Genomic DNA, 12,980 nt, shown 5'->3' with positions numbered 1-12,980 from the left:
TATCGCCGAATCCGCGGGTGTGGTCCTGAGATGTGCGAAAAATAGCACAAGTATCGTCGCTAACCGTGCCAGCGGCCCCGATCTGTGCGATTGAACCGGGTCAAGCCTGTCGGTCGGCTGCCCTGACCCTCGTCTGCCGCATAGGACGAGCCCGCTTCGCCGCCCCCAGCCGGTTGGCTCCGATCACGCCGGCGATGATCATCAGCGAGCCGATCAGGTGGTAGATGGTGACCGCCTCGCCAAGGAACAGCGCCCCGGCGGCGATCGAGACAAGCGTCGAGAGATTGGCAAAGGCGCTCATCCGCGATGCCTCCATCCGCGAGAGCACATACGTCGCCAGCAGCGACGTGACGAGCGACGACAGGACGCCCAGGTAGAGGATCGTCCCGACGTAAGCGCCATGGGCGAGCGGCGTAAAGAAGTCGAGGATCGTCCCGGCCGATAGATGGCGGGTGAGCGCGATCGCGACGAACACCACCGCGCCGAAGCCCAGAGCCAGGTAGGTGACCTCGGTCGGGCGGAACGCCTTTAGTAGCGAGCGGGCGAGCACCGTGTACCCTGCAAAGGCGACGCAGGTGAGCAGCAGCAGGCTAATCCCCGTCACATTGGACAGGTCGATGCGCCCGCCCTTCATGACGAAGATGAACACTACGCCGACAACGGACAGGACGATCGACAGCCGCTGCAGCAGCGTCGTCCGCTCCCCGAGGAACAGCGACGCCAGGATGATCGTGACGATCGGCGTGAAGGCGTACAGGATGCCGCCCTCCGCCGAGGTGGCGTGGAGCAGTCCGAACGCCTGCAGGATAAAAAACGACGTCGGGAACAATAGCGCGAGCAGCAGCAGCTTGGGCCACGGCTTGCCGCGATACGACAGCTTGATCCAGCCTAGCGCCACCGGGACGGACATGACCAGGAAGGACACGGCGAACCGATGAGCGAGCACATCCAGCGGGTGCGCGTAGGCAAAGGTAAGCTTGACGAACAAAAACGATAAGCCGAGAATAACGGCGTTTAAGACGACGGCGACATAGGGCCATCTTGTGTCTGAATTAGGCATGATGTATTCTTCCTCTCCAACCGATCCTGTTGGGCGCGTGCACGACTTGTCCAATTGATCTTGTTAGCTCTACCTTAAGACAGACGGAGGCATCCGACAACCGGATATTGCGCGAACTGTATCGATACAGTTGGTTCGGCGTTCCGGCGTAAGGTATACTGGAGCGACAAGACTGGCACAATGGAGCATGAGCATGCAGCAAGGAGGGGCAGGATGAGGAGATACACTGCGATACTAACGGACCTGGAGCGACAGATCGCCGAGGGCCGGTATCGGCCGGGACAGCGGCTGCCATCGGTCCGCAGCGCTGCGGCCGTTTACGGATGCAGCGTCAGTACGATTACGCGGGCATACGCCGAGCTGGAGAAGCGCCACGTCATCTACGCGGTTCCCCAGAGCGGTTTTTTTGTCGTGGAGCAGTCCGGCGACTGGCGCGATCCTCGCGATCCTGCGCTGATCGACTTTGCCACTGTGCTGCCAGACCTCGACGCCTTCCCGTATCGGGACTTCCAGCATTGTCTTAACCAGGCGATCGATAGCTACAAATACGATCTGTTCACCTATGGCCGCCCGCAAGGGCTGGCCTCCTTCGTCCAGACGTTGGTATCGCATCTGGCCAACGATCAGGTGTTCACGGCGGCTGAACGGATCGTCGTCACCTCAGGCGCGCAGCAAGCGCTTCAGCTGCTGGCTAGGATGCCATTCCCGAGCGGCAAGCGGACGATTCTGGTGGAGCAGCCGAGCTATGACTTGTATTTGCGGTTCCTGGAGACGGAGAGCATCCCGGTAGCAGGCATCCGCCGCACAGCGGCCGGGCTGGATATGGAGGAGCTGGAGCAGTGGTTCAAGGGCGGGGAGATCAAGTTCTTCTATACGATGCCGAGGTATCACAATCCGCTCGGCACCTCGTATACGACCGAGGAGCGGAGGGCGATCGTCCGACTGGCTGCCAGGTACGACGTCTATATCGTCGAGGACGACTACATGGCCGATCTGGGGACGGAGCGCTCGTATGATCCGCTATACAGCTACGATGGGGGAGCGCGGGTCATCTATGTGAAGAGCTTCTCCAAGATTATCTTCCCCGGTCTCCGCGTCGGGGCGGTCGTGCTGCCGGAGGCGCTGCTGCCGCTGTTCCACGCCTACAAGCTCTATCCAGATACCTCGCTGCTGTCGCAGGCGGCGCTGGAGATCTATATGAAGAACGGCATGTATGAGCGGCACAAGCACAAGATCGCCTCGCTATACGCCTCGCGGATGGAGGCGCTGTACGCGTCGATAAAGCGGCACCCCGCCGCGGGACTGATCGCGGTGCCTGATCGCTGCTCGGGCATCTATATGCCCTTGCAGGTGAAGCCGACGGTCAACCTGGACCGGCTGACCGAGCGGCTCGCCGCGCGGAGCGTCCGCGTCATCTCGAGCCCGAGGTTTTACCACCCGAGCTACCTGGAGCGGGACAAATTCCTCCGCCTCAGCATCTCCCAGACCTCGCCGAAGCAGATCGAGCTTGGCGTGGCGGCGATCCTGGAGGAGCTGCGGCAGAGCGGCGGATATTGGTGATGACTGTGCCTTGCATCAGGCGCGCAGCGACGGATACGGGTCGAACACCCACTCGACTTAGGACGGGTCGCTGCATCCCGGACAGATGCCGACCACCTTTCCTTCCACCAGCGAGGCGGGGATCGGCCCTAGCCTGAGACTGTCCAGGCTGCGCAGCCAATCGTCGCCTACGACAAAAAGCGTATCGGGAGGAATGGTCAACTCCGCCAAACTGAACTGGTACACCTCCTCCAGGATCGACTCGACATTGAGATTAGAGGTATCGGGCAATTGAAGGAAGGCTTCTTGGTCCAGCCCTCTCACATGCGCTTGGCCATAGAAGGCATCCAGCAAGCGGTCGTTGATATAGATGCGCCCCGCGTCCACCTTTACTTTCTCTCCGGGCAGGCCGACGATCCTGCTTACTCCCAAGCCCAGACGATCGCTGACGCCAGACCCGTCAAAGTATACGATGTCTCCTCGGTTAAAAGAGGCCTGTGCGTAGTAAGTAGGATCAACCACTGCGCCTCGCATCAGATCATGCCTGCCGCGGTCCATGTTGTCGTACATAGGATCAAACAAAAACATCTCGCCAGTAGGACGCATCTGATCAAGAGCAACAGGGGTTTGACGATCTTGTATAGTCTGATGGCTTCCTGTTATTCCGTTGAATACGGAAGGCAATGCCAGCAGCAAGACGACCGCCAGACAGCCTGTAATGAACGCATAAGGCCTTAGCCGTTTTTGCCAATCGTTAGGTTCAGTTTCGCTCATAAGGAGAATCCTCCTTCTACCAAGTCTACCCCACCCACCGATAGATCCTAATCTCCACGCCCGTCTCCGTCGGGAAGCCCTCGCCGACCAACATCGCATGGTTCCAGTGGGATAGCGCCTCGCTGTTGGTGATGAGCCGGGGATACGTCCGGAACAGGGCGCCGTTCTCCAGGGTGCCAGGCGCGATGCTGCCGTTGTTCTCGATGTACAGCTCGCAGGACGCGCCGGTGTAGTCCTGTCCGCGCAGCATATAGCGGGCCGACAGCGTGTGGCGGTCGCCGGACGGGCTGATGATCTGCGTATCGATGCCGCCCGGCAGCACCTCGCCCTCGAAGTAAGCGCCTGTCGCATGGCCGCCGAAGGCGATCATCACGACCGAGTCGCCGCCCGCGCCGCGCAGCTCTGAGCTCTGCTCGATGACGACATGCACGGTGAGCGCCAGCTCCCACTCCAGTGGGCTCATGCCTGCTCCTCGCTGGCAGTCTCGGTCTCGACCTCATGCTGCAACGGCGGAGCCTGCCAGCTCGGGCGATGCAGCCAGGTCGACAGGAATTGCTCCGTCACCTCCAGGACACGCGGATGCCAGCAGCCGATGCCGTGCTCCGCGCCCATCACCTTGTAGAACGCCGCGTTATGTCCGTGTGCCCGCAGCGCCTTGAACATCTCGATGCTCTGGTTAATATGGACGACGCTATCCGAGTCGCCATGCAGCAGCAGGAAGGGCGGCAGCGGTCGATCGAGATCCTGATGGATCGGGCTGGCCTTCCTGGCCGCTTCCTGATGCTCCTGCACGGCCCCGCCGATGAGCAGTCCCTCCGGCGAGTCGGCGGCATCGTGATCGACGATCGAGTTGTACCGCCCCAGGCTGAGCAGGTCGGTGACGCCGTAATAGCTGACGACCGCGCGTACCGCGTCGGATTGCTCCGGGTACAGACCTGTCGCATACTCGCCGGAGGTGAGCCCGGTCATGAGCGCTAGATGCCCGCCCGAGGAGTCGCCCCATACGGCGACCCGCGCCGGATCGACGCCATACGCCCCGGCATGAGCGCGCATGTAGCGGATCGCGGTCTTCACGTCCTCCAGCGCGGCGGGGAAGGGCGCGATGCCGGTATCCCGGATCTCGACGCTGGCGATCACATAGCCCTTCGCCGCCAGGTGGGAGAGGCTGGGGATCGCCATATATAGATTTTGCTTGTGCCAGGCCGAGCCCTGGACGAAGACGACGAGCGGGAAGCGATTGCCCTCGGTAGATGGCGTGATGATCTGCAGTCTCCGCTCGATTCCTCCATCCTGCGCATACACCACATCGGGGAGATATGTGCATGGGTAATATGCGCCTCGCTCCGCGAATTCGCCGTAGAGTATCTGGGCTCCCTCGGGCATTTCATGGGCCGCGTGCCGGGCCGCTCGTTCATCCATTCGTATCCGCTCCTCGTCCATAGAGGCTGCTGCCAGCCCTCTACGATCATTTTTCCTCTCGCTTCCATTTTACCGCTGTCATGGAAGCGTTTCAACCAGTCGACTTCACGAGAACATATGTGCTATGATTGTCAGAAGGGAAAAGGAGTGAAGCGATGCGATGATTACGATATACGATTGGTTCGGCTATCGTGTGCCGATACAGGATCGGTACAGACTCATCAGAGAAGCTGGCTTCGACGGCGTACTGATGTGGTGGAGCGAGGACTTCGGCCGCGGGGAGTATCGCGATGCGCCGCAGCTCGCCCGGGAGGCGGGGCTGTTCATCGAGAATATCCATACGCCGATCCGGGACGAGCATCATCTGTGGAATGACGATCCCGTCGGCGAGGCGCTGGCAAAACGGTATCTGCAATGTGTGGCGGACTGTGCCACGTTCGAGATCCCGACGATGGTCGTGCATCTGCCCAGCGATCGCCATCCGCACACGCTTCTCGGGCTGGATCGCCTCCGGCGTATCGCCGAGCTGGCGGAGCGGCTGGGCGTCAACGTCGCGCTGGAGAATCTGCGGAACTTCAACAATCTCTCGTATGTGCTGGAGCAAGTGGACTCGCCGCGCGTCGGCTTCTGCTATGACAGCGGCCATCACGACACGCATTATCCGGACAAGGCGCTGCTGGCGATGTACGGCTCCCGGCTGATGGCGCTGCATCTGCATGATAACAACGGCAGCCAGGCGCAGCACGGACTGCCGCTCGACGGCACGATCGATTGGCCAGCGACGATGCGGTCGATCGCTGCGACCGGATACGCGGGCGCGACCGCGCTGGAGCCGATGAATTGGGATTATGAGGCGTTGACGCCGCAAGCCTTCTTACATAGAGCCTATGAGCATGGGCAACGGCTGGACGTATTAAGACGCGCAGCTACGCACACTTAATCTGGAGGTGATTGCGACATGAGTCGCGTGCAGAACAGCGGCTTTTACAAGCTGCTATTCCTGATGACGCCTGAGCAGGTCCAGCGTGTGGTGGAGCTCCTCGCCGCGCAGCAGGCCCGGTTCCATCAGACTAACTACGGACAGCAACAGGATGAGGTCGAGCAGGTGCTGGCGGCTTATGCAGCCTATTATCGCCACTACACGGCGCCGGTCAGACCTGAGGGCTACCGCTCCTTCGTCTATTCGGTTGTCGTGACGGTCGATGGACAGACGGCAGGCTATGCGGTGCGAGGGACAGGGCTCGCCTTCCCCGACGGCGACCGGTGGGCGCAGCACGAGCTGCCCTACGTCATGCTGTCCCTCCCCAAAGGATATCGCATGGACGAGGCGGACGGCGAGCACTACCGCTACGAGGATATCCGGGTTCATCTCCCGCAGACATATGCGTTGTATGAGCAGGTAGCGGCCGAGGTGAAGCGCTGCACCCGTCCGCTGCGCTTCCTGGCTAGGGGAGCGGAGGGCTTGCAGGAGCAGAAGCCTGCCGTGCGCATCAGCCCTGAGGCGCTGTCGGCGCTAAGCGAGGGCTGGCTGTGGCAGCAGTACGGGCTGGTCGTGAAGGACTAAGTGTAGAGCGCTTGTAGACGATTATGGATGGGGAGGTAAGGCTGATGATACATATCACCAACCGACAGGCGCGCCAGTTCATGCTGCTGAAGCATGGGCTGCTGGACGGTCATATCTTCGAGGGCAAGCAGGGCGTGCTCGACTGGGTGCGGCAGGCGGGCTGCGTCCAGTACGATCCGATCGACGTGTGTGGCAGGAACGCGGAGCTGACGCTGCAATCGCGGGTCAAGGGCTTTGCCAAGCCGCTACTCGACGAGCTGCTGTATGAGGATCGGCGATTGATCGACTACCCCGACAAAAATCTGGCCATTATCCCGATCGAGGACTGGCCCTATATGGAGCGCTCCCGTCAGGCGGCCAGGCGGCATGCCGAGCGGTATCCCGAGATGGCGGCGCTCAGCGGACAAGTGCGGGCGCATATCGAGACGCACGGCCCGATCGGCTCCGACGATCTGCAGCTGGAGGGCGACTACGTCTGGCAATCGGCGATTCACTGGAGCGGCGGCGCGAACGTCACCCGATCCGTACTGGAGCAGATGTACGCGACAGGCGAGCTGGTCATCCATCGCAAGCGAGGCACGCGCAAAAGCTACGACCTCGCCGAGCGGCATGTGTCGTCTCATCTGTTGCACGCGCCAGAGCCGCTGCCGGAGGAGTCGGAGCATCACAAGTGGCTCGTGCGGCGCCGCATCGGCGCTGTAGGCCTGCTGTGGAATCGCGCCTCCGATGCGTGGCTGCACATCTCAAGAATGAAGTCGGCGCAGCGCAACGACGCTTTCCGCGAGCTACTAGCGGAGGGGCGAATCGCGGCGGTGAGCGTAGAGCAGATGAAGGATACGCTGTACTGCCTCGCCGAGGATCTGCCGCTCCTGGAGACGGTGCGGGCAGGCGACATTACGCCCGCCCCGCGCTGCGAGCTGATCGCGCCGCTCGACTCGTTCCTGTGGGATCGCAAGCTGATCTATCAGCTGTTCGGCTTCGACTATACCTGGGAGATCTACACCCCTGCTGCCAAGCGGAAGTTCGGCTATTATGTGCTGCCGCTGCTCTATGGCGACCGGTTGGTGGGCAGGGTCGAGGCAGTCGCCGAGCGCAAGTCCGGGACGCTGCGTGTGAAGCATGTCTGGTACGAGGAGGGCGTGGAGCGGAGCGAGGCGCTGCAGGAAGCGGTAAGCGAGTGCTTGCAACGGTTCGCCCGATTTAATAGCTGCGAGACGATCGTGATCGAGGCGGAGATGGGGTAGGAAGGAGGTAGTCCAAGCATGCAGGAGACGTATGAAGGGTATATCCAGCTATGGAGCAGCAGCGCCATGGAGCTGGTAGATATTCGCCGTCTAGCTGTGCGTCAGGGGGGGCGCAGCGGGAGCTATCGTCTGCCGGCTTTTGCGTTCGTCCGGATTGTCGTTGGCAGCGGATTGGCGATGCTCGATAGACGGGCGTATCCGATTCAGGCGGGGGTCGTGCTGCATGGCGGCAAAGGGATGCGCCTTGAGCTTCAGGCGCAGGATCACACAAGCTATGAATTGATTCTGTATAAGATCAGGCCATCGGCCATCGGAACGGTTAAGGATCGGAAGGCTGCAGAGGCGCAGATGGCTGTCTCGTACGCGATGCTGCAGTCACCCTCCATTGAGGCTAGCAAGCGGCTGCAGCAATTGTATGATGCGTTTTATGACGGAGGGGCAATCACGCGAATATTGGCGCAGGGCTTATTCTACCAGCAGTCAGCCGCATGGCTAGCTCAACTGCGAGAACGGTTGATCCCCGCGCAGTCGCAGGGGGTGGCGGATCGGGCGATGCAGCTCTTGTACGACGGCTATAACGAGAATGTGACATTATCCTCGCTAGCAGGGCGGCTGGGTTGCAGCGAGCGCCAGCTCTCCAAGCAATTCAAGCTCCGTTGGGAGGTTAGCCCGATCCGGGCGCTGACCCGCATACGCATGTACAAGGCAGCCTGTTGGCTGGCCGAGAGCGAGGCCTCCTTGCAGGAGATCGCTGTCTCGATTGGTTATGTCAATGGGTTTACCTTGAGTCGGTTGTTCAAGGACAACTACGATATGACGCCGGGACAGTATCGTCAGCAGGTGAGGGAAGGAACAATTATGCCGGATTGGGCAGTTGACCGTGCCGCTTCAGACATTGTCGCCTATTTGTTCCCGACCTATAATGATAACGAGAATCATAATCATTTATTGGTACAGGGGAGAGACACACAATTGGCCATTCATGCAAAAGCTATACCCTCAACGGCTGCCTTGCTATTGGGCGCAACCTTGCTGCTGTCGGCATGCGGAGTAAGCGATACCGAGGTCAAACCCGGTGGAGGAGATAGCGCCGTTGCGCCGCCGACAAGCTCGGCAACCAAGACCTTCGAGGATGCGCTGGGCGAGCGGGAGATCCCGGTGGAGGCCGAGCGTATCTACTCCTTTGGAGCGACCAACTACCTGGTAGCGCTGGGCATCGTCCCGCAGGGCGCACCGCGGTATGAAGTCGAGTACGACTATTACCTCAGCCATTATCCGGAGAAGATCGAGATCGTGGGGGATTATCCGCCCAGTTACGAAGCGATACTCGAATTGGAGCCCGATCTGATCATCACCGCTGATATCGACGTCATCGGCAATGACCGGGAGGACTATTTCGAGAACTTATCGAAGATCGCGCCAGTAGCCACCTTCGAATGGTATGAGCAGGATGTGTACGGGCAGCTGCGGCAGGTTGCTGACATCGTAGGAAGGCAGGAACAGGCGGAGCAGTGGATCAGCGAGCACTTCCAGCGGGCGGAGCAGGCCAAGGCCAAGGTGAGCAAGCTTGTCGGACCGGATGAGACGGTATCGATCGTCTGGGTGAATGAGAAGGGCTTCACGCTTGTCGGCAATCGGAATATCGGCCATGTCATCTACACGCTGCTAGGGCTGAAGCCGCCGCAGCAGATCGCGGATGAGATCTCAGCCAACGGCGGCGAGCTGGTCGGTATCCATGATCTGTCCCTCGAGAGTATCCCGGATATTACCGGCGATCATCTGATTGTCATGATCAATGGCAATGCCGAGGCGGCCGAAGCTCAGTTTGAAGCGATGATGCGATCGGAGCTGTGGAAGTCCTTGCCTGCGGTGCAAGCGGGGCATATCTATCAGGTGCCGTATGAGAAGTGGTGGTCCTACTCGCTCCTGACGGTGGATGCGTTGCTGGACGATGCCGTCCAATTGTTCGAGCGGTAGCACGCCTCACTCCCCTCGTAGCCCCTGCTTGTACCGCTCCAGCCTGCGCTGGGTGCGTCGGTAGAGGCTGTAGTCGAGCAGGTTGGCGATCGCGACGATCGCCAGGACGAAGCCCAGCGCCGGTGCAAACGGGAGCTGCTGCATGGTCGAGGAGCCTGCGATGCCATCGAGGACGAGCATCAGAATCGAGGTCACGACGAGTGCGAGCAGTCCGTTGATGAGGAAGTACGTGCGCACTCGCGCCAGGCTGATCGGCAGGATGGCGGTGAGCCATTCGGTGACGAGACCGATGAGGAAGCCGATGCTGCCGCTGGCCAGCACAGCCATCGTCCTGTAGGCCAGCTCTTGGTCGATGTAGACCCGGAACTGCAGGATGAAGCCGATGAACGCCCCGAGAAAAAACGACTTGATTACATTGACGAAGTTGAGATTATCCATCCCTGGCTCCTCCTCCTATAGGTTCAAGGTGTGCCTTAGCTTTTTTGCGTACATCTTCGACACCTCGAGCTCAGCCCCGCTACCCAGCCGCAGCACGTAACGTGAGTTGAACCACGGCACGATCTCCTGGACATGAAGTAAGTTGACCAACTGGGATTTGTTGATCCGCAGGAAGCCCTTAACTGCCCAGAGTCGCTCGTAATAGTGCAGCGTCTCCTTCACTTGGTAGCGACCGTCTGCAGTCCATGCTTGCAGGCCGTCTGCTCCGACCTCGACATAGAGCACAGCCTTGGGCTCCAGCACAGAGAACGTATTGCGGCTCAGGCCAGTAATCGCGTCGCGATAGTGACCGTCCGTGTGCAAGCCCGACACCAGCAGCTCTACTGCTTCCGCGTAATCGAGCGGATCGAAGACGATGCACAGCTTGCCCGGGGGCAGCTCAAAGCCGCGCTCGACGAGCGCGACGGCGCCCTCCGGCGACGGTTCGATGCGGTGTTTCTGCAGCTGAGACAGCAATTTGTCATAGACTTTGGTAGAGCATACGATATGAACCATGGCTAGTCTCCTAAGTGATGGTGTCTTCGGTACGGTCCGCAGGCATAGGTCCTATGAACATGGCAGCGGGGAAGGCGCGCCGGGCTAACCGGACTACTCTTCGATCTGCATCCGCGCATAGAGCATTCGCAGCTTCACGAGGTGCCGGATTGCCTTGGGCGTATAGTGCAGCGAACCGTAGTTGGCGATATAATACGTGTCGTGCGTCGGATCATAGAGCGCATAGGTGCCGGTCGAGCCGACCCCGCCGTACAGATCGCTCATCCCTCTAAGCAGCCATGACAGCTCGCTGAAGTCGAAGTACATCATCCCCATCCCGTATCGGATGCCGGTGTCGAAGCGTTGGCGAAAGTCGGTCATCTGTTCGTACACCGCATCCGATACGAGAGCCCCTTGCGTCCAGGCCTGCATGAAGAGGAGCAGATCGTCCATCGTCGTCATGATACCGCCGCCTGCCCAATCCACAGACAAGGCATTCGTGCCGTTCAGATTGACGCCGTCGACATAGACGGCCAGCGCTTCGTTGAGGTCGGGGAAGCGTTCTTTGACGTAGCTGTCGTGCATCCCGAGCGGCTCGAAAATCCGTTCCTTCATAATCTCGGCATACCGCTTGCCCTCAATCGCCTCGAGGATGAAGCCTAGCAGCACATAGCCGGTATCCGAGTAAGCGAACTGCTCGCCCGGTCGACCGACCGGCTGCTGATGCTCGCGGGTGAAGGCGAGCAGGTCGTCCGGCGCATAGAGGCGATCGGGATCGGCGACGATCTGCTCCAGCAGCGGCCTGCCGCTCGTCACCGGTCCGGCGAAATAATCGCCTGCGCCCGACGTATGAGTGAGCAGGTGCCGCACGGTCACCTGGCTGCTGTAGTCGACGCCATCCACCAGGAACAAGCCAGCGAGGCGTCGATCGTCCAGCCAGTTGCGGATCGGGTCATCGAGACGTAGCTTGCCCTCGTCGGCCAGTATGCCGAAGACGGCGGCGCACAGCATCTTGCCGATGCTGGCGGAGTGGTACGGGCTGTCGACGCGCGCCGGCTCGACGCTGCCCCGGGTGCGGACGCCCGCGGCGAACTGCTCGCGGTAGCCGGTGCGGGGGGAGTAGATCGTCAGCAGCGCGCTCGACAGCTCGTCGTTACCCGCGATCAGGTCGTCGAGCTGCTGCTGCAGCTTGGCGGTGACGGCCCCTCGCGAGAGCGGTCGGTTCAGTAAGGTCAACAGGCCGAGGGCGCCGCCGGCGAGCATGGCGAATGCGGTGGCGATTCGCAGGATCAGGATCATGGGTGACCCACCTTTCGTAGGAGAGGTCCGCTGTATGCAGCGGTTGTATCCTCACTCTACGCGGCAGCGCCCCAGTTGAATAGCGATCCACCCCAAGCGGTCATAATCGGCGGCTAAGCGAACCGCAGACCACCGTGACTGGCGGGGTATCTAATATCTCCCATTGTACCTAATCATTCCATATCCGGACAATGCAAAAAAACCTCGCGGACGAACCGAGGGGTGTAATTACAGAGCTATACTCAGAAGAATGTCCATTCATGATGTCCCGAAAAATGGCATGGATACATATTAGTGTATAAAAAAACTGGGCAACAGTCTAGTTCTTTTTGGCTCGGGACGGTAGGCTTAATGAAGCGGCCGCACAAAACAGACCAAGGGTGAAGGGAGACGATCGACGTGATTACATTACGAAAGATCACGCTGGACAACCGAAGAGCGATGTTTAATCTGGAGGTGGCGGAAGAGCAACGCAAATACGTGGCGTCTAATCTGTCGAGTGTGGCATCCTGTTATGTCCTGTCGGTTAATGGAAGTCAGCCTTTTCCGTTTGTAATCTATGCGGATGAGCGGCCGGTTGGATTCGTCATGATCGTCTACGGCACAACCGGGTATGATGAGCCGTCCTATGCTTCGGACAGCTATTGCATCCTGCGGCTGATGATCGACAAGCACGAGCAGGGCCGGGGTTACGGCAGAGCTGCGATGGAGCAGACGCTGGCCTTTATCCGCACCTGGCCGGCTGGGCCAGCCACTCGCTGCTGGATTCCTTACAAGCGTGAGAATGAGCCGGCTGCCAGACTCTATGAGAGTCTAGGCTTCCGGGATACCGGCGAAGCCTTTAATGAGGAGGTAATCGCTGTCCTAGAGCTGTGAAGGATGGGGCAGGGCAATCCAGTGCAGCGCGTAGCAGCACGAGCGCGCAGCTCCAAGCGCGCGGGTTCCGGCGGCATGACGGCGGTCGGACCTGATATCCCGTTCCTATGGACGTTGCACGGTTTCGCGTCTTATTCACTTAAGGAGACTCGCTTTCATTCGCGATACGCGTATGGCATGCGCTGTGTATGAGCGCTCCTAATACGTTCGCTGTCATCGCTTAACTGCAAAAATACCTCTAATTATGCTCCAAAGC

13 protein-coding genes are annotated in these 12,980 nt (G+C 60.0%); 6 read left to right on the top strand and 7 right to left on the bottom strand.

The window, feature by feature from the left end; translation table 11 throughout:
• Positions 1–100: 100 nt before the first annotated feature.
• Complete coding sequence (locus PA598K_RS09690; RefSeq protein ID WP_128656758.1) at positions 101–1,060, bottom strand: DMT family transporter; 960 nt, start codon at positions 1,058–1,060, stop codon at positions 101–103.
• 213 nt (positions 1,061–1,273) lie between these two features.
• On the opposite strand from PA598K_RS09690, the gene PA598K_RS09685 reads away from it, so the two are divergent.
• A complete protein-coding gene (locus PA598K_RS09685) occupies positions 1,274–2,620 on the top strand; it encodes an aminotransferase-like domain-containing protein (protein ID WP_128656757.1) in 1,347 nt (448 codons plus the stop codon).
• A gap of 57 nt (positions 2,621–2,677) precedes the next feature.
• Here the strand turns inward: PA598K_RS09685 and lepB are convergent, their stop codons facing one another.
• From lepB to PA598K_RS09670, 3 genes are read right to left on the bottom strand one after another with little or no spacing between them, the layout of a single operon-like run.
• Positions 2,678–3,373, bottom strand: coding sequence for a signal peptidase I (gene lepB, locus PA598K_RS09680; RefSeq protein ID WP_185601780.1), 696 nt, complete (start codon positions 3,371–3,373; stop codon positions 2,678–2,680).
• A gap of 25 nt (positions 3,374–3,398) precedes the next feature.
• Positions 3,399–3,836, bottom strand: a complete 438-nt coding sequence (locus PA598K_RS09675; protein WP_221414116.1) for a DUF3237 family protein — start codon at positions 3,834–3,836, stop codon at positions 3,399–3,401.
• Positions 3,833–4,792 carry an alpha/beta hydrolase gene (locus PA598K_RS09670; RefSeq protein ID WP_128656755.1) on the bottom strand — a complete coding sequence of 320 codons (960 nt, stop codon included), beginning with the start codon at positions 4,790–4,792 and terminating at the stop codon, positions 3,833–3,835. Before PA598K_RS09670 ends, PA598K_RS09675 begins: the two co-directional genes overlap by 4 nt.
• A 160-nt stretch (positions 4,793–4,952) precedes the next feature.
• Here PA598K_RS09670 and PA598K_RS09665 point away from each other — a divergent pair, with 160 nt between their 5' ends.
• The 4 genes from PA598K_RS09665 to PA598K_RS09650 are packed head-to-tail and all read left to right on the top strand — an operon-like array spanning position 4,953 to position 9,577.
• Entirely contained in the window at positions 4,953–5,732 is a 780-nt protein-coding gene (locus tag PA598K_RS09665; protein ID WP_128656754.1) for a sugar phosphate isomerase/epimerase family protein, read from the top strand.
• Positions 5,733–5,750: 18 nt separating this feature from the next.
• Positions 5,751–6,356, top strand: coding sequence for a hypothetical protein (locus PA598K_RS09660; RefSeq protein ID WP_128656753.1), 606 nt, complete (start codon positions 5,751–5,753; stop codon positions 6,354–6,356).
• 44 nt (positions 6,357–6,400) lie between these two features.
• A complete protein-coding gene (locus tag PA598K_RS09655) occupies positions 6,401–7,600 on the top strand; it encodes a winged helix-turn-helix domain-containing protein (RefSeq protein ID WP_128656752.1) in 1,200 nt (399 codons plus the stop codon).
• Positions 7,601–7,618: 18 nt separating this feature from the next.
• On the top strand, positions 7,619–9,577 hold the full coding sequence (locus PA598K_RS09650; RefSeq protein ID WP_128656751.1) for an AraC family transcriptional regulator: 1,959 nt from the start codon (positions 7,619–7,621) through the stop codon (positions 9,575–9,577).
• Positions 9,578–9,583: 6 nt separating this feature from the next.
• On the opposite strand, the gene PA598K_RS09645 is transcribed toward PA598K_RS09650, so the two are convergent.
• The 3 genes from PA598K_RS09645 to PA598K_RS09635 form a co-directional block, all read right to left on the bottom strand.
• Positions 9,584–10,015, bottom strand: coding sequence for a hypothetical protein (locus PA598K_RS09645; protein ID WP_128656750.1), 432 nt, complete (start codon positions 10,013–10,015; stop codon positions 9,584–9,586).
• Positions 10,016–10,030: 15 nt separating this feature from the next.
• Complete coding sequence (locus PA598K_RS09640; protein ID WP_128656749.1) at positions 10,031–10,570, bottom strand: LytTR family DNA-binding domain-containing protein; 540 nt, start codon at positions 10,568–10,570, stop codon at positions 10,031–10,033.
• A 93-nt stretch (positions 10,571–10,663) separates the two neighbouring features.
• Positions 10,664–11,848 (bottom strand): serine hydrolase domain-containing protein, encoded by a 1,185-nt coding sequence (locus tag PA598K_RS09635; RefSeq protein WP_128656748.1) that lies wholly within the window; start codon positions 11,846–11,848, stop codon positions 10,664–10,666.
• Between the two features lie 399 nt (positions 11,849–12,247).
• Here PA598K_RS09635 and PA598K_RS09630 point away from each other — a divergent pair, with 399 nt between their 5' ends.
• Positions 12,248–12,724 carry a GNAT family N-acetyltransferase gene (locus PA598K_RS09630; protein ID WP_128656747.1) on the top strand — a complete coding sequence of 159 codons (477 nt, stop codon included), beginning with the start codon at positions 12,248–12,250 and terminating at the stop codon, positions 12,722–12,724.
• Positions 12,725–12,980: the final 256 nt, after the last annotated feature.

The organism is Paenibacillus sp. 598K (genome assembly GCF_003851045.1).
In the GTDB taxonomy this organism is placed as follows: domain Bacteria; phylum Bacillota; class Bacilli; order Paenibacillales; family Paenibacillaceae; genus Paenibacillus_D.
The sequence above is the reverse complement of the archived record's forward strand: the minus strand, read 5'-3'. Positions and strand labels throughout refer to the sequence as shown.